Annotated in this window: 9 protein-coding genes and 4 pseudogenes; 6 read left to right on the top strand and 7 right to left on the bottom strand. The window is 59.0% G+C overall.

Going from position 1 to position 17253, the window contains the following annotated elements; translation table 11 throughout:
• Positions 1-914: 914 nt before the first annotated feature.
• Together HB778_RS37960 and HB778_RS37955 are read right to left on the bottom strand one after the other, a co-directional pair.
• Positions 915-3056 (bottom strand): peptidase domain-containing ABC transporter, encoded by a 2142-nt coding sequence (locus HB778_RS37960; protein WP_183465878.1) that lies wholly within the window; start codon positions 3054-3056, stop codon positions 915-917.
• A 29-nt stretch (positions 3057-3085) separates the two neighbouring features.
• Entirely contained in the window at positions 3086-4171 is a 1086-nt protein-coding gene (locus HB778_RS37955; RefSeq protein WP_183465728.1) for an HlyD family secretion protein, read from the bottom strand.
• A gap of 983 nt (positions 4172-5154) precedes the next feature.
• Between HB778_RS37955 and HB778_RS37950 the strand changes: the two genes are divergently transcribed.
• Complete coding sequence (locus HB778_RS37950) at positions 5155-6786, top strand: IS66 family transposase (RefSeq protein ID WP_183463841.1); 1632 nt, start codon at positions 5155-5157, stop codon at positions 6784-6786.
• Between the two features lie 43 nt (positions 6787-6829).
• Here HB778_RS37950 and HB778_RS37945 read toward each other — a convergent pair whose 3' ends face one another.
• The 3 genes and pseudogenes from HB778_RS37945 to HB778_RS37935 form a co-directional block, all read right to left on the bottom strand.
• Positions 6830-7081, bottom strand: a complete 252-nt coding sequence (locus HB778_RS37945) for a hypothetical protein (RefSeq protein WP_183455446.1) — start codon at positions 7079-7081, stop codon at positions 6830-6832.
• Between the two features lie 1083 nt (positions 7082-8164).
• Positions 8165-8539, bottom strand: a pseudogene (locus HB778_RS37940) (recombinase family protein); the annotation flags it as partial.
• Positions 8526-8708 (bottom strand): hypothetical protein, encoded by a 183-nt coding sequence (locus HB778_RS37935; protein ID WP_183455447.1) that lies wholly within the window; start codon positions 8706-8708, stop codon positions 8526-8528. The pseudogene HB778_RS37940 and the gene HB778_RS37935, both read right to left, overlap by 14 nt.
• 312 nt (positions 8709-9020) lie before the next feature.
• Between HB778_RS37935 and HB778_RS37930 the strand changes: the two are divergent.
• Together HB778_RS37930 and HB778_RS37925 are read left to right on the top strand one after the other, a co-directional pair.
• Positions 9021-9222 (top strand): annotated as a pseudogene (locus HB778_RS37930) (transposase domain-containing protein); the annotation flags it as partial.
• A gap of 47 nt (positions 9223-9269) precedes the next feature.
• A pseudogene (locus HB778_RS37925) lies at positions 9270-10348 on the top strand (IS5 family transposase).
• Positions 10349-10932: 584 nt separating this feature from the next.
• Here the strand turns inward: HB778_RS37925 and HB778_RS37920 are convergent.
• Both HB778_RS37920 and HB778_RS37915 read right to left on the bottom strand, forming a co-directional pair.
• Positions 10933-12087, bottom strand: coding sequence for a sensor histidine kinase (locus HB778_RS37920; RefSeq protein WP_183465727.1), 1155 nt, complete (start codon positions 12085-12087; stop codon positions 10933-10935).
• Positions 12084-12740: a response regulator transcription factor gene (locus HB778_RS37915; protein ID WP_183455462.1), complete on the bottom strand. Its 657-nt coding sequence runs from the start codon at positions 12738-12740 to the stop codon at positions 12084-12086. The genes HB778_RS37920 and HB778_RS37915 overlap by 4 nt, the downstream gene beginning before the upstream one ends.
• A gap of 162 nt (positions 12741-12902) precedes the next feature.
• Here HB778_RS37915 and HB778_RS37910 point away from each other — a divergent pair, with 162 nt between their 5' ends.
• The 3 genes and pseudogenes from HB778_RS37910 to HB778_RS42345 all read left to right on the top strand — a co-directional run bounded on the left by HB778_RS37910 (position 12903) and on the right by HB778_RS42345 (position 17096).
• Positions 12903-13409 (top strand): PepSY domain-containing protein, encoded by a 507-nt coding sequence (locus HB778_RS37910; protein WP_183455449.1) that lies wholly within the window; start codon positions 12903-12905, stop codon positions 13407-13409.
• Positions 13410-13991: 582 nt separating this feature from the next.
• Positions 13992-15050, top strand: a pseudogene (locus HB778_RS42350) (efflux RND transporter periplasmic adaptor subunit); the annotation flags it as partial.
• 99 nt (positions 15051-15149) lie between these two features.
• On the top strand, positions 15150-17096 hold the full coding sequence (locus tag HB778_RS42345; protein ID WP_244662194.1) for a MacB family efflux pump subunit: 1947 nt from the start codon (positions 15150-15152) through the stop codon (positions 17094-17096).
• Positions 17097-17253 lie beyond the last annotated feature (157 nt).

Below are 17253 nucleotides of genomic sequence, written 5' to 3'. Positions count from 1 at the left end.
GCAGCCTAAGGTGTCGCAGAACGTGCTCGCGACGCAGACCCATAATCTCGGCCAGCTCGCAGACAGTTAGGTCTGCATGCGCGCAAAGGCCCAGGATTCGAAGGCGATCAAGATGCGCTGCCGTCCGCAGACGTCTGACCAGTGTCATCATCGGTCAGCACCAATCCGGGTAGCATAAGCAAACATTGCCACTCCATCTCCTTCAACCAGGATGCGATCTCTTCTTGGCATTCGCTCAATCGAAGACTAAATGCTGCGCGGCGGCCGGACATATGAAACACGTCAGGGTTTTGCCGCCAGGGACTTGGATGTTGTGGCGAGCGTATCATTGCCGACAATTTTTTGCGCTAAGTCTCTGTGAATTTCGTTGAAGGATATATTTCAAACCCAGAAAATGGACATTGCGATATGCTGGTCAGGCAGTGAGGCCGGCGAACTGCTTGGCCAGGCAGGTATGCGGACTCAAACGTCTACCTCGTCTGTCGTTTTTGCACGACTGGATCAGTGTTTTTGGAAGCGCCGGCCGGTAAACCTTTCGACGCCGTCCTTAGCCCGGCCAGTAGGGGGCGCCGCGCTGTTTGCGAAACGTCCTGTCACGTTGAGGGAGTGTCTGTTGGGATTGGTGACAATGTGACACGGTTTCGCCACAATTTCGCCGCGCCGATGCCCCAATGTTTGACGAGATACGCGGCGTTGCCTGAGACGGTTCGGTCCGGCACCGGCTCGTAGCCCCCCCGCCCACGGGTCAGCGTCGGATCGAACCTCGGCTTTCCTGGAACATGTATCCGTGCATATCTTGAAGGCCCTCATCCGGGGCCGACCGAGCGGCCGCAGGCGTGACGGCTAGCGCCGCTAACTATTCGTCGAGACGGCGCGAAATGCAAGGCCGATGCGGCTCCAGGAGGAGAATGCGCTCAAGCTCGCCACAGGCGAGCGTAGGCGCCTTCAGCTGTCAGCAGATCAGCATGCGTTCCCTCCGCAACAACCCGCCCCTTGTCCAAGACCACGATCTTGTCGGCCCCACAGATGGTGCTGAGCCGATGAGAGATGACGATGATAGTCTTGCCGGCTCGACGCAGTTCTTCAACCAGCTTTAGCACAAACGCTTCTGCCAAAGAGTCGAGAGAGGAGGTCGCCTCGTCGAGGATGAGGATCTCCGGATCCCGGTACAGAGCCCGAGCCAACGCAAGACGCTGCCTTTCCCCGCCGGATAGGCGTAGGCCGTTCTCGCCCAGATTGGCGTGGAAGCCACCGGGCCAGCGCTCGATCGACTCCCGCAGCCCTATTTGATCGCAGATTCGAATGATTTTCTCGATGTCCGGCTCGAACTCGCCGAGGGCGATATTCTCGATCACCGAGCCCGAGAACACGTCGATCGATTGCGGCACCGCAGCGACAACCTTGCGCAGGGATACGGTCGAGAGGTCCTGGAGGGCAAAACGGCCTATCCGGATGTGTCCACCCTCAAGCTGGTAGACATTCTGCAGCAGCGCCGCAAGGGTGCTCTTGCCCGAGCCGCTTTCCCCCACCACCGCTGTCATTTCCCCCCGGCGGAAGGTGACGCTAAGATCCTGGAAAAGCTCGATCTGGCTACCATAGCGGAACGTGACCTTCTCCAGGTGGATGTCGCCAATGTCGGATTTGGTGGCATCGATGCCGCCGCCGCTTGCCGGCTCCAAGTCGAAGATGTCGAACAGGCGATCCGCCGCGATCAGTGCATCCTGAACGATCCGGTTGGTCTGGATCAGGCTGTCAACTGGCCGGGTGACATAGCCGAGCAGCGTATAACAGGACAGTAATTCACCGGGCGTAATGGATTGATCGAGGGTGAGCGACGTTCCAAACCACATCAGCACAATGGTGAATAGGGCAGCGAGGAAGGTCGAGGCACTGTCTCCGAAGATCGAAATGAGACCGGAACTGTAGACGGAGTGCAGCATCTTGATGAAGCGGGCCTCCACCTTTAAACTGGCGAAGCTCTCTAGGCCGGACGTCTTGATCGTGGAGACAGTTCCGAGTGATTCCACCAGTTGCGCCTCCAGATCGGCGGCATTCTCCATAATGGCGCGCTGGCGCTTTCTATTCAGCCGGTTGATGATCCAATAGACCGAGAGGTACAAGGGGATGGAGACCGCCACGACCAAGGCAATCTTCCAAGAATAGATGAACATCATCCCTAGCGAGGACAGGATCATTAGGGCGTCGACGAACATATTGATCGAGACGTCGTTCAGGAAGTTCCTGATCTTCACCGCGTCGTTCATGCGGGATATAATTTCGCCCAAGCGCATGCTGTCGAAGAAGTTCTGGGGAAGGCTTAGGATATGATTATAGTAGCCGAGGATTAACTGGACATCAATCTTCTGCCCGGTTTGCAAGACGAGCCGGTTTCTGAGGAGATTGATCAGGACCTGTACAACCAAGATCAGCAGCATGGCGACGCTCATCAGGTTGAGCAGGTTGCGGTTGCCAGCTGTAATCACATGATCGACGATCTTCTGGACGTAAATGGCCGTCGAGAGGCCGAGGATCGTCGTCACCAGCGCCCCGACAAGAGCCTGCGCCATCACCGCCCTGTGTGGCGCAAGCAGACGCGCGAAGCGAGCTAGGGGTGAGGTGGTCTCGTCGCGGGGCTTGAAGGCGTCTGCTGGAACCAGGAGCACCAGGACGCCAGTCCATTGGGTTTTGAATTCCTCGTGCGACAGCTTGCGGACTTCGCCATAGGCTGGGTCCATGACGGTGACCCACCTAGCGTCGACCGCCTGGATTACGACGAAGTGGTGCAGGACGTCCTTGACGATTACGTGGGCGATAGCGGGCTTGGGGATCTTGTATAGGCTGTCGAAGCCACCCTTCACCCCCTTGGCAATAAAGCCCAGCTTGCGGGCCGCTTCCATGAGGCCCAGCACAGTGGTGCCGGAGCGGTCGGTCGAGGCATACTGGCGGATCCGCGACAATGGCAGCTTGTGGCCATAGAAGGCCGCGACAGAGGCAAGGCTGGCGGCCCCGCAATCGGTGATGTCGCGCTGTTTGAAGTTGATGATCTTGCTCGACATCGGCTCGCTGACTGTTTGGAAAATGAGGATCAGTGGCCCGCCAGGAGCGGATTTAGCCAACCGTCGGCCTCATTGTAGAGGAGTTGCAGGAGAGTTCGCTCCCCCAGGAGGAAGCGGGCCGTCACGGTCATGCCTTTCTTCAGGTGACCGATGACCCCGTTCTCGAGCGCGAGACGGCTACGAAGGAGCGCGCAGCGGACCTTGAAGACCGGGCTCCGGTCATGGAGAGTGAAGTCCTGCGCGACGTCGAGCACTGTCGCGTCAATGACACCCCATTGATTGTAGTTGAAGGCATCCACTTGCAGACGAACCGACTGGCCCGGTCGCACAAAGCCGATGTCGCTGGGGGAAACGTAGATTTCCGCCACCAGTTCGGCGTCCGGCGAGACCCAAGCCACGGTTTGCCCGGCCTGGACGTAGCTGCCGGGGGTGAGGCCTGAGAATTGCTCGAGAGAGCCTGATACGGGGGCTCGAATGCGGGTCAGATCCCGTTCGTTCTCGAGCTCATGCAAGGTGGCCGTGAGTTCGCTGAGGCGCAGCTTAACGTCTAAGAGCTGCTGGTTCCATTCGGCGGATTTGCGCCGGGCGAGAATATCACCCTGAACCTCAATTGTCTGGAGGGCGAAAGCCCTTTCCTCAACTGCCGTTTCGGGCGCTGCAGCAGCGGAGAACAGTCGCTTAGTGCGGTCGAGTTCCTCGGCGGCATTACGGCGGGCATATCGGTTCTCCCGCAGCAGGTTGAGGAAATGCGCCCGCTCGGCCGTAGCGGACTCGGTCAAGAGGTGGATCGGGTCCTTGGCTTGCGTGCCGGAGGAGATTAGGGTTTCGAGGTCACGGGCAAGATCGCTCTTTACGCGAATATCGCCTGTAAGCGCCCTGAGCTTTTCCTCAACCACCTCATCATCCAGGGCGAGGACCTCCTGCCGCTCGGCAACCAGATCGTTCTCAACGGCGAGGATGCGGGAGATGCGTCCGGAGACGGGCGCGACCAGGGGCGTCTTCTCGACGGTGGGGCGAATGATACCGGCACTTTGGACAGACACGGATATGGTGATGAGTGGCAGCGACACCAATGCCGCAACCACAGAGAGCACAACCACCTTGTAGATGACCAAAGCTCGCCCTGATCGCCGGGCGAGGATGCTCTCTGCGGTGTAGCAGGCTATTTCAGGCGGAAGTAAGATATCGTTCACGCATTGGCTAGTTATCGCCTAATTACTTATGATGCCTCATGGCGTCTGCAAGAAAAATACTCGCAGTGATTATTGCCCCGAGAGTCCGGCAGCAACAGCGCCCAAAACTAGCCAAAAAAACCACCCTCCGGAGGTTGCAGATGCTTCTTCACGGGTTATCTCGGTCACACCATAAGCTGACATATCCGCCTTCATTGTTGTCTCCTTTCCTACAGCTCAAATAAAACGATAAATCCATGATGCCGGTCGGCGGCGTGTGCCGCCGCAAAACGAGAACCTCAAGAGTCATGCCACTCGCGCGAAGCGCCTCAGAACAACCGTTCCGCATGTTTAAGCTTAACTGAGGTAAGGCGGCACGACGACCGAACATCACCTTGTTTGGAACGCGACAACTATAGATGACGAAAGATCTCCTGATCGTTGCGAGAGGTGCTCGCTGCGGTGGAGTTGTCTGTTTCAGGAAAAAAGGACCTTCGGATACATACAGTATGAAGCGTATTTAAATTGTTCTATCCGTGTCTATCACGCACTGCCCCTTCGGCTATCGTGGCAGCTACAAACGCTAGGACCGTAACAGCTGCCCAAACTACTCCCCAGAATAGCCCTCCCGAAATTGCAGAGGCTTCTTCTGGAGATAATTCGGTCAAACCGTAAGCTGACATATCCGCCCTCATTGTTGTCTCCTTTCTAGAGCTCAAATAGGACGATGAATCCGTGATGCCGGTCCGCGGCAGGTGCCGCCGCACAATGAGAACCTCAAGAGTCATGCCAACCCGCGCAGGAAGCGCCTCAGAACAACCGTTCCGAATGTCTATTCAATGGCTTAACTGAGAGTGCGGGTAACCGGGGCAGATTACCGGGCGGTGGGGGTTTGCAGGCGCGTGCTTTCGTGATTCACCCTTTGCGTGACGCTACCACCGACTGATTCGCTTGAAGGCCTGTCGCTCGCGGAACTCCGCGGGCTGGTTTCTGCGCTGATCGGCGAAGTGCGCGGTCTTCAAAGCCGGGTCGAGAGCCTTGAGATCGAGAACCAGGCGCTACGCGCCGAGAACCAGACCCTGAAGGATGAGATCGCCCGGCTGAAGGACCTGCCGCCGCGTCCCCCGGTCAAGCCGACCAAGCCATCGGGCATGGAGAAGGCGACGCAGCCGACATCTGGCAAGGGCAAGCGCCGCCGGCGCGGCGCCAAGCGCGACGGCGGTCGCGTGAGCCGCGAGGTGACGGTTGCGGTGAGCGCTCCTGCGGGCTCTCGCTTCAAGGGGTATGAGACGATCCTGGTGCGCGATCTGGCGTTGTCGGCCGAGGTGGTGCGCTATCGCCGCGAGCGCTGGGTGACACCGACCGGCGAAACGATGGTGGCGCCCTTGCCGGCGGGGATCATCGGCGGCTGGGGCGCGAACCTGCGCCGCTTCATTCTGGCCTGTCACATTCAAGGCCAGGTGACGACGGAGCGGTTGACGGCGTTGTTGACCGGGATCGGGGTCGACATTTCGAAGCGCCAGGTGGTGCGGCTGATTTCGGAGGGCCTGGAGGCCTTCGCGGCGGAGGACCGTGACGTGCTGCGCGCCGGGCTGGCTACGGCGCCCTGGATCACCGTCGATGATACGTCGGCGCGCCACGCCCACCAGGACGGCTACACCACCCAGATCGGCGATCGCCGCTTCACCGCGTTCCGCACCGGGCGATCGAAGTCACGGGAGGCGTTCCTGGCGACGCTGCGTGCCGGGCACAGCGATTACTTCATCAATGAAGAGGCCCTGGCCTATATGCGCGGCCGCAACCTCGCCGGTCCGGTGATCGCGCGGCTGGCGGCTGCGCCGCACAAGGCATTTGCCGACAGCGCCGCATGGCAGGCGCATCTGGCCGCACTCGGTCTCGACCAGCTCGCGGTTGAGCCCAACCCAGTCAGGATCGCCACCGAAGGGGCGATGTGGGGAGCGATCCGCCACCACGGCTTTCTTGGCGATACCGTGGTCGTGTCCGATGATGCCGGCCAGTTCCGCATCGGCGACCATGCTCTGTGCTGGGTCCACGCCGAGCGGCTCGTCCACAAATTGATACCCGTGACCCCGGATCAACGTCAGGCCGTCGACATCATGCGCCAGTTGATCTGGTGGTTCTATCGCGACCTCAAGAGCTACCAGCGTGCTCCTTGTCCGCGCCACGCGGCGGCCCTGCGCGCCCGCTTCGAGCGCCTGTTCAAACGACGAACCGGCTACGTCATGCTCGACCGGCTTCTTGCCAGGCTGCATCGCCGCAAGCATGAACTCCTGCGCGTTCTCGATCGTCCCGAGATCCCGCTCCACACCAATGGTTCGGAAAACGACATCCGCACCTTCGTCACCAAGCGCAAGATCTCCGGCGGAACCGTCAGCGAGGCAGGCAAGAACGCCCGCGACGTCCTGCTCGGCCTGATGAAGACCTGCATCAAGCTCGACGTCTCATTCTTCCGCTATCTCGGCGACCGCCTCGGCATACCAACACAAGAGTCGATTCCGCCGCTCCCGGATCTCGTTAGGCAAGCCGCTCAAGCCTGACTGCCCGGTAATCTGCCCCGGTTACACAGCGTTCGCCATCCGTTCACCTCCAACTGTTCAAGTCGGGCTTGACGCAAGGCAGATCAGCCAGAGCTTGCTCGAGTTCCCGGTGGTAAGCACCAGTCGCCTCATATGCCACGCGCTCGACTGACCATTGTCCCAGCCATGCAATTAAGGCTTTATGGCCACTGGCAGTATTGGCAAACTGCTGGTTGCTGCCTGCAGGATAGGCATGAGCATCGAGTGTTGCTTTTGAGATATCGATGCCGATGGTTTGTGGTAGGGTGTAACTCATCTTTTCCGCTATCCTATTCTTGTCATCCGGGCCCAAAGCCCCGGTTTCCGTTCAGGCCTGATGGAAAAGAAAGGGGTGATCACACTAATCGACGGTCCTCAACGACCTAGACAACTTCGATCCATCCCCTCCCGCCCGATCCGGAGTAGCCACCCCGGATCGGGCATCTCTTACTGGACCAAACGGCTTGGAAAGTCATAAGACAAGACAACCCCATCAGTCCCCGTCACTGGGGCATGCCGGTGCTCGCCGGCGGCATGAGCAAAAATTCACGACAGAAGATCGCGGGCCGCGTGGCTAGCGCCGGGCCCGCGCCCGTCGGCAGCGTCGCCGCGCATTGATCTTCAGCTGCGGCCCGACCGGGTTGCTGCGGGTCAAATCAGGACCCGCAGCAATCTCGATAGGTCTTACTCAGCCGGATCAACCGGCTGGTACCACCAATACGTGCACTCCCCATGATCCCAAATTTGACATATCAACAGGGAAGCGTCGGCCGGATCGCCTCGGTAAGTGTCGGCCGGGGCCGGAACGGTCGTCATCAGGCTAGCCGCAGTGCCAGCAAGTAGGGTGCGCAGCCAGGCGGACCGAAATTTCGTCGGCCGCTTCGGGGAGCCCAGGGCGATATCTTTTGATGAGAGGGTCATCGTACTCTTTCTCTTGTTTCATAACGTGTTTGCGGATGATCCGGCGTCGTTTGCCATTTGGCGATCGCGCCCGTCGGACGATGTTGATTAAGGTCTCCTAGTTCATAAGATCTCCTGACTGGTTGGCCCAACAACGACCTTCTGGCAGAGTTAGCTGACAGTAGCCTGAAAGGCACCAGAGTTTGCGCGACGGTGATCGTGCGTGGCCTCAGTTTCTAAAGGTGTCTGAACTAGTGATGGCAGCGGACGTTTCTCGCTCCTGGATCCGGCATCGAATCCGCAATGGCGTGATCAGTATCCACCAAAACGCCACTCACAAACGCGTTCTGTTTCCAGATGCCGCAGCAACAATCGCAGCAATACAAGAGCTCAAATCCGGCGTGCGGCAACACCTCGACTTTAACCCACCTGCTACCGAATAAGGGTATCAACATGATAGATCGTAAATGCCATCGATATCGATCACGCGCGCATCGACCTGACCGCAAAGCTCAAGCAGCCTGTGCCAGTCCGGACCATTGCGCGACAACCGAGAGGCCTCAAGACACAATACTGCGCCGACATGACCGGTGCACAGATCGTCGACGAGCCGCTCGAAACCCGGGCGCTCGACGGCGCCGCTCGCGCTGCGGCCCAGATCCTCGTCGATCACCTCGACATTGTGGAACCCCCAACGCCGCGCAACGTCGACCAGATCATATTGCCGGCGTTGACTCTCAAGGTTTGCATGAACCTGTTGGGCCGTCGACTGTCTGACGTAGACGACGGCCTTGCGCTTCAGGAGTGCCATGGGAAGAAGATTACCGCCCGTCATCGGTCATCTCCTTCTCCGCGACACCTGCAGCCGCCATCAGCAGCTTGGCGAGGCTCGCGACCGCGACCGCGCGTTGCGCTCTCGTCAGCCCGTCCAGGGCTCGGGAGTCGAGTGGCATGATCAACTGCCGTAGTGCTGGCAGCCGGCTTGGCGGGGGCAATGTCTTCATCGATAACCTCCTTAGCGTTCAAACCGCTCGCAAGGCCATTACGAAATCCCCGATGGATCAAGAGGTTGTGAAGGTCAGTCAGCGCATCCACGGTCACCCGAGGGCTGCCCAAGGTGAACGCTTCACAAACGTCGCGATCCAACATCCATGTGGGAACGACAATGACTTCGCCATGGCGCACGACAATGTGCGCGACTCTGCCGTTCGCCCGCTCCTCGGTATACTCGCATCGAACGGTCCGCTCGAAATACGGATGCCATCGATACCAAACGACAACCTCGCGCCCGACATGGGCAGAATGTCTGCGAGATGACGATCACGCGAAAGAATAGTCTATTCGCCGGCAGCCACGGCGGTGGACGAACCTGGGCGACGGTAGCCACCTTGCTTGCAAACCTGCAAAATGAACAGCGTCGATCCGCTCGACTGGCTCTCGCAGACCTTGACCCGCATCGCTCAAGGCTGGCCGGCATCCGAAATCGAAATGGACAGTTCGAAATACCTCGCCTTTTGAACCGGATTTTGATTCACTCGGCGCGTTGATTTGCGCGGAGGCAGTGGATGCGGGGACAGGCTGGTTTCTGGGACATTGACGAGCGATATGTGCGGCTGAGCGAGGCCGGCGATCCGCTGGAAAAGCTAAACTCGGTAGTGCCGTGGGAGGTTTTCCGCAAGCCGCTCGGCAAGGCGCTGAAGCGTTCCGATGGCGCGAAGGGTGGTCGGCCGCCTTACGATCCGGTGATGATGTTCAAGATCATGGTTCTGCAGGCGCTCTACGGCCTGTCTGACGACCAGGCCGAGTTCCAGATCCAGGACCGACTATCCTTCATGCGCTTCCTCGGGCTGGGTCTCGGAGACAGGGTGCCGGACGCCAAGACGATCTGGCTGTTCCGGGAGCATCTCACACATGCCGGCGCGGTGGATAACCTGTTCGCCCGTTTCGACAAGCACCTCGGCAAGGCCGGCTACCTGGCGATGGGGGGGCAGATCGTCGATGCCACCATCGTGGCGGCGCCCAAGCAGCGCAACACCGACGCCGAGAAGACTGACATCAAGGCGGGCAAGGTTCCGGACGAGTGGAAAGACAAGCCCGCCAAGCTGCGCCAGAAGGACCGGGACGCGCGTTGGACGGTGAAGTTCTCGAAGGCCAAGATGGCCGAGGATGGAAAGGTGCAGCAGCGCGACATCGCCATTCCCGCATTCGGCTACAAGAACCACGCCGCGATCGATCGTCGGCATGGCTTCATCCGCGGCTGGAACGTCACGAGCGCGGCGGCCTATGACGGCGCGCAGCTTCGCAATGTCCTCAACCGCGCCAACACCGGTTCGACTGTCTGGGCCGACACGGCCTATCGCTCGAAAAAGAACGAGGAGTGGCTGGAGAAGAACGGCTACGTCTCTGACATCCACCAGAAGAAACCGAAGGGTCGGCAGATGAGCGAGGCGACGTCGCGGGCCAATGGGCGGAGATCGAACCCGCGCATTCGTCGAACACGTCTTCGCGCAGCAGAAATCCAGGATGGGGCCTGTTCGTGCGCACCATCGGCATCGCCCGCGCCAGGACGAAGATCGGCATGGCCAACCTTGCCTACAATCTCACCCGCTTCGTGTGGCACGAGGGGCGAACTGCGTCCGCATAACGGGCGAATGCGGCGAAAACCGCCGACGCAACGCCGAAATCAATCAGCCATCTACCCAGGCAAGGGGCGAAAACCTTGTCATAAAGTCAGATTCGGCCAACCGCGCCGGTTTGTCCGCCTTGCCGTTCAAAAACCGCGGTAAATCGATCTTTCCAAATGCTCATGCCTTGGAACTTTAGGCCTGACGTTATCGGCTGACCGCTTACGAAATACGACTCATGAGTGCAGGCGTAATCGCCTCAAGCTTCTGCGAGCCGCGGTATGCTTGTTCCGCGCATAGATTGGATGTGGTGTGCCGCGCGACAGCTGACTTCCTCTGGGGCGCGCGCCCGCCGCGGATGGTCACCACCACCCCTTGTTTGACATTCTCGTTGCCTGCCAGCAGCGTGCAATGCTTCCTACGTCCAATCTGGTCGCTGCGGTCATCGAGGGATTCGAATAATCGCCTCAAAACCATCCTCGCGACCACGGGCAGGCGACGCAAGTGCAAGACTGCCACCTATCCCCCTTGATCGCCTTACTAGCGATGTTTAGACCAAGGCCTGAGCCCGCCGCTGAGGTCGCACCACGCCTAAATCGTTTTGTTATCGCTTCAAGATCTTGGGGGGCACCACCGGTCCCGAGTTTGCAATGGCAATGGTTCCATCAGTTCCGACGGAAACTGTTATCGTAGTATCGGGCACTCCATGCGTGAGCGCATTCTCAATCAGGTTACGAAGGATGATGGCAAACGCATCGACGTCTACTTTGCGCATCAAAGTGGGGCAGCCGTCGACGTCAAGGATTAGCCGTCCGGCAAATCGCGGTTTTTTCTCAAAGTCATCAATTTCTAGCCGAACCACTCGGACAAGATCGATCGCGTGGTCTGCGATGCCGATCCCCGATTCGGCCCGCGCGAGTTGAAGCAGTTTTTCGGTAAGGTGGCCAAGCCTCGACAGCGATTTCTCGATGCCGCGCGCACGCGTTCTCGCCGAGCCCAGGGGAATTTCGGCCACTAACCTCTGCAGCTGAGCCAGCGAGCCTGCGATCGGCGTGCGCAGTTCATGTGCACAGTTTGCGGCGAACTCGCGTTCGGCATCCAGGGCCGCCCGTAGACGTTCGACAAGCCGATCGACGGAGGCCGCGATGGGGGCCAATTCTGCCGGGAGGCCGCTCGACCCCATCAGTGTGAGATTGCCGCCGTCGCGCAACCCGATCTCCTGTTTCAGTACTTCGATTGGCGCCAGCGACCGCCGGATTACCATCCAGCACACGGCTACGCTAAAGGGCAGGAAGACGATCATCGGAACGAAGACCTTAACTGCGGCCTTATTGACTTCGTGACGGCGGACCGAGAGCGGTTGGGCCGCCTGCGCAAACAGGTCGAGCGCTATTTTCTTCGTATAGATGCGGTCAGTAGCGGTTGTCGAAAAGCCTTCACGCAAGGGAGCAGATGGGAATGGCTTCGGCGGATTTTCGATCAAATCGAGGAGCACCTTCCCGTCACGCGTGCGAACTTGGAACTGAATAATCCAATCGTCGAAGCTGGGCGGCTCAGATACTTCAAACTTCTTCTTCGCCACATCGACGTACGCCGACGCCGCGACCTCGGCAGTTTGCTCCAGATAGTCGTCGCAGATTTCGTAGATAACGTCCTTTACCATGAGCGCAGCAATGGTGGGGACGAAAATCCAGACCAGGAGCGTTGCGCCCCCCAGCCTCAGTATCAGCCTGCGCGTCATGCTGTGCGGCTTCTTCATGTGACCATGAACCTGTACCCGAAGCAACGCACTGTCGCTATTCGGTCCCCGCCGATCTTCTTGCGGAGCCGGCTAACATAAACCTCCACGGTGTTGCTCTCAATCTCCGAACCCAAGGAAAAGAGTACGTCCTCGATCTTCGCCTTCGAAACTACCGTTGCGGGCCGGCGCAGAAGGCAGTCGAAAACTGTCCATTCGCGTGCAGTCAGGTAGACCGCCCGCCCGTCGCGCTCGCAGCGCCGCTCGGCCGAGTTTATTGACAGCGTCCCGACACAATATGGCTCCGGGAGCTTCCCATGACGACGCCCCACGGCATGAATGCGCGCGGAAAGTTCGCCGAGATCGAACGTCTTGACCAAATAGTCGTCGGCACCTGCGTTGAGCCCCTCGATTTTGTCCGAGACCTGATCGCGAGCTGTCACGATGATGACCGGTGTCGAATCAAGCCGCTTCCTCATCTCCCGCACGTAATCGATGCCGTTGCCATCTGGCAGGTGAATGTCGAGCAGGACAAGCTCGTAGGAGACCAAACTTGCTTTATCCCGCGCTTCGGACAGGTCCTTGGCCCAGTCGACCGCGTGGCCATCAGCCATCGTATGTTCGCGTACAGCACTGCCAAGGTCCTCGTCGTCTTCAATGAGTAGTATTCGTATCATGTGTGCCGGCTCCAGTTCGAGGGCAAGATCCTTGCCTTATTGACAGAACCTGACGCTACGCTGAACCCCCGTGGCGCAAATGTCCGGAGGCTTTCAGGCTCCTGTCAGCTATGGGTGTCAGAAGGGGCGTCATTGCAACAATCGATTAAAAGGCCAGTTATGAACGACATCCTGATCTCGGCACTTTTTATTAATGTGACCACCGTCGGCTCTGCACTGGCCGGCGGGAAATCCGACCTGGGAATCGCCGAATGGCAACCGCGCCAAGCCGTACTGATTAAGCTTGAAGCGGACCGAAGGCAGCTCCGTTCGATTAAAACGGACGACGGCTGGTCGGATGCCGTCGAGTCGAAGGGGCTCGAGGTCGAAACGCACTTCGACCTCAAAACTTGGCCCGTGTGGGTGGTGCCGGCGAAGGAGCTAAGGATAAACCGATGCGCCACCACCAGAGTGGAACCCCTGTCCACTGTAGCCTCGAGGCAAGCCTTGTGGCGTTATCCTTCGTCGACGAAGTATGATCGGCATGAGCCGGATGGCCATGCCGCCGCGGCCCTCATCATGGAAATGTCGCCTTATTCATTCGCCCGCGATGCGAAGGATGCACTGTCATATCCTGAGTGCATGATCTTCAAGCGTGAAGCGCGCTATCTGGGCCAAAACCCGTAGGGGAGCATCGAAGGTGATCCCTTGCTGACCTAGACGGCACTCACCGGCTGTCTACACGAGTGAGGCCTTTCGAGCATCCAATAGGGTCAAGGAGGGACGTGACGGCTTGCTGATCTCATGCCGCCTCAGCTCGCGCTTTATATCGGCGGTGCCCTCGGAAGCGTCAGTCACAGCGAGAACCTCGTTCGCGCCAATGACCACTCAGATGTATGCGCGCCCAAGCGCGCGTCGCTTGATAGGAAACTGTCTCCGGAATGCGACCAAAGCAAACGTCCAAAATCCGCAACTGCATCGGAAGGTGCGTTGTTCCGGTCAGCCTACTCTTCGGTCCCATCGCGTTAGCGCTGGGCTTGCTGCTGCTAACTGCCTCGGAAGGGGACAATGAATGCTCGCCCGGTGCTTCACTATCATCTTCATCGCCGCGTGTCCGCGTTCGCAATCATGCTTTCCGCGTCGGTTGCGACTTCTCAGCAGAAAAAGCTCTTGCCGGAGCCATTCTCGGTCCAGGTCGATGAGAGTCAATGCCGTTTCCGCCGCACGACAGGGCAAAACAATGTCTTCAGAGAGCGGAGGTGAGCGTTGATGAAGGGTAAAAGAAGGGTGCTTGTCTGGTGCCTAGGGATCGCCGCGGTGGTGTTTGCCATTGCATCCGCGACCGAAGGTTTCGAACACGAGACGCGCGATCCTGTCGTCACGCAGCGCGTGATACTCGGTTCGGTCGAGGAGACCGTTCTTGCGAACGGCGTTTTGGAGCCTGCCCGTACGGTTAGAGTTGGTGCCCAGGTATCGGGCCAACTGAAGACATTGTATGTAAAGCTCGGTCAAACGGTTAAGTCTGGTGACTTGATCGCCGAAATTGACCCTACGAAAGAGCAGCACAAACTACTCACTGCCCAAGCCAACCTCGCCAGTGCCAACGCGGATCGCAAGGAAGCAGGAATACGACTGAAAGAGGCCGAGATGGATTTCCGGAGAAAGAAGACACTGAGCCGGAACAAGGCAGCATCGGCCGCCGACCTGGAGAAAGCGCAAGCGACGTTTTTTGCGCAGGAGGCGAAAGTCGAGCAATGTGAAGCGCGGATCGAGGAGAAGACGCTCGCGGTTGAGGAGGCCCGCGCAATCCTCGACCATACGAAGCTCAGCGCGCCCATGGACGGCGTCGTTGTTGCTGTGCTGGTTAAAGAAGGTCAAACGTTGAACTCAAGCCAGGCCGTGCCGGGGATCGTGGTTCTTGCACAACTCGACGTCATGCGGGTGAAGGTGCAGATTTCGGAAATCGACATTGCCCGTGTAAAGCCAGGTCAGAACCTCCGCTTCACGCTCCTGGGGGACACTCGAGTCCCTATTTCAGGCGTACTGGAAGAGATAGAGCCCGCGCCTCCGTCGATTGCTGATGATCTCAGTGCGGAAACCCAGGCGTCAGCAGTCTACTACAACGGCCTCTTTTCCACATCGAACCCGGAAGGGCGGCTTCGGCCAAAGATGAACGCCTTGGTTAAGGTTGTTTCCGGCCAGGCCGAGAACGTACCGCTCGTAGCATGGTCAGCTCTGACGGAGCCAGATGCACATGGTCGCTACCGCGTGCAGATTCGCACGCCAAGCGGCGAACTCACGGAGCGCCTGGTGACAATAGGCTTGACCGACACGCTCAAGGCGCAGGTACTCGATGGCCTCTCTGTCGGTGATGAAGTTGTCATCCCTGCCGCTGGAAAGGGAACCAATGTTGGGCGCGGTGATGAAATGAATGCACTCCTTGAAATCGAGAACGTTTCGCGGGTTTTCCACGCCGGAGACGAGACGATTATGGCGCTGGCCGGCGTCAGCCTTTCCATCGCGGGTGGCGAACTGGTGGCGATCGTCGGCGCAAGCGGCTCAGGCAAGACGACGCTAATGAACATCCTGGGTTGCTTGGACCAGCCGAGTTCTGGTGACTATCGCGTCGGCGGCCGCAGCGTTGCCGGCCTGACCGCGGACAATCTTGCGGCGTTGAGACGGGAACATTTCGGCTTCATCTTCCAACATTATCAGCTTCTCGGAACGCTGAGCGCGGCCGACAACGTGGCGATGCCCGCCGTCTATGCCGGCCTCGACGCCGGCTCACGCCGGGAAAGGTCGACATCTCTACTGCGCAGGCTAGGTCTCGGTGATCGTCTCGACCACCGTCCGAACCAGCTGTCCGGCGGCCAGCAACAGAGGGTTTCGATTGCCCGCGCGTTGATGAATGGCGGTCGCATCATCCTCGCGGACGAGCCGACAGGGGCGCTAGATAGGAAGAGCGGCGAAACCGTTCTCGATACCTTGAAGGCACTTCATGCCGACGGTCATACCATCATCATCGTGACTCACGACATGGAGATCGCAAGTCACGCTGACCGCATCATCGAAATCCGAGAAGGGGTCATCCTTTCCGACCGCCGGACGCGGGACCGGAAGACTGATGGGCCGCCGGCGTTACACGACAGCAGGCCCGTCGGTTCGCTCTCGGCGTTCAGGCGCCGCCTGGTAGAAGCCTTTCCGATGGCGATACGATCGATGGCAACCGATCGCGTGCGTACCTTCCTCACGATGCTCAGCATCATTATCGGCATTGCGGCAGTTGTGACGGCCTTCGGTTTCGGCGAGGGCGCCCGTCAGGAACTTCTGCGCCAGTTGGGAGGATTTGGAGCCAGCACTCTCGAGATCTCTCCCGGGCGCCATTTTGGTGACAAGGGTGCTTCGAGCATCAAGGCCCTGGTCGTCTCGGATGCCGATGCGCTCGCCGACCAGTCTTACGTCGACAGCGTGACCCCGGAAGTCCGGACATCCGCACAAATTCGTTTTGGGCACACTTCCGTCGCGGCGACAGTCACCGGCGTCGGCCAGGATTATCTTAAGGTCAACGCTCTCAAGTTGCTGAAGGGCTCATTCTTTTCAGCCGAGGCCATCACTGAGCGCAGCCAGGAAGCAGTGATCAATGACAGGATGGCCGCAACTCTCTTCCCTAACGACGAATCGCCGCTCGGAAACATCCTCCTGATCGGGCGTGTTCCCGTCGTCATTATTGGCGTCTTTGCGCCCCCACCGGCGCTACGGTTTGACAGCTCGCCGAAGATCTTACTTCCTTATACGGCCGTGAAGGGCAGACTTGAGGGTGCCGGTCCAAGTCTTCATGCCCTGACGGTGCGGGTCGCCGATTCTGTCGACACGACTGTCGCGGAGCGCGCCGTCGTCGGCCTGATGACTCGTCGGCACGGCACGAAGGACTTCACTGTTTTCAACCAAGATCAGTGGCGTAAGTCGGTTGAGCACACATCTCAGACGATGTGGCAACTGACCTCCTCCCTGGCTGCGATCTCGCTGGTTGTCGGAGGCATTGGTGTCATGAACATGATGCTGATCACCGTCACTGAACGGACCCGCGAGATCGGCTTGCGCATGGCTGTTGGAGCGCGCCGGATCGACATCATGCTTCAGTTCCTGATTGAGGCCGTCACAATGTGCATCGCCGGTTCAATTCTCGGCGTGGCACTCGCGCTCGGCATCGCAACCGTATTGGGCGAGCCGGGCAGCGAGTTTCCGATAATCATCTCGGTCAAAGCTATTGTCGCTGCCTGCGCAGTAGCGCTCTGGATGGGCCTGACCTTTGGCTTCCTTCCCGCCCGTAACGCATCCCGCCTGAATCCCGTAGATGCGCTGTCAAGAGACTGAAAAATGACGCTCATCAGACGGATCTTACCTTGTTCCTTTGTCTTGCTCGCGGGTTGCACCAGCCTGTCGAGCACATATCCTGGCCCCGAACTCCCTCCAGGGGCCCTGCTGGCCAACCGGCGCGGCAGCAAGTGCTAACCACGCCACGGCAGACACT

Origin of the sequence: Mesorhizobium huakuii, assembly GCF_014189455.1 — a bacterium.
Lineage (GTDB): Bacteria > Pseudomonadota > Alphaproteobacteria > Rhizobiales > Rhizobiaceae > Mesorhizobium > Mesorhizobium huakuii_A.
The sequence above is the reverse complement of the archived record's forward strand: the minus strand, read 5'-3'. Positions and strand labels throughout refer to the sequence as shown.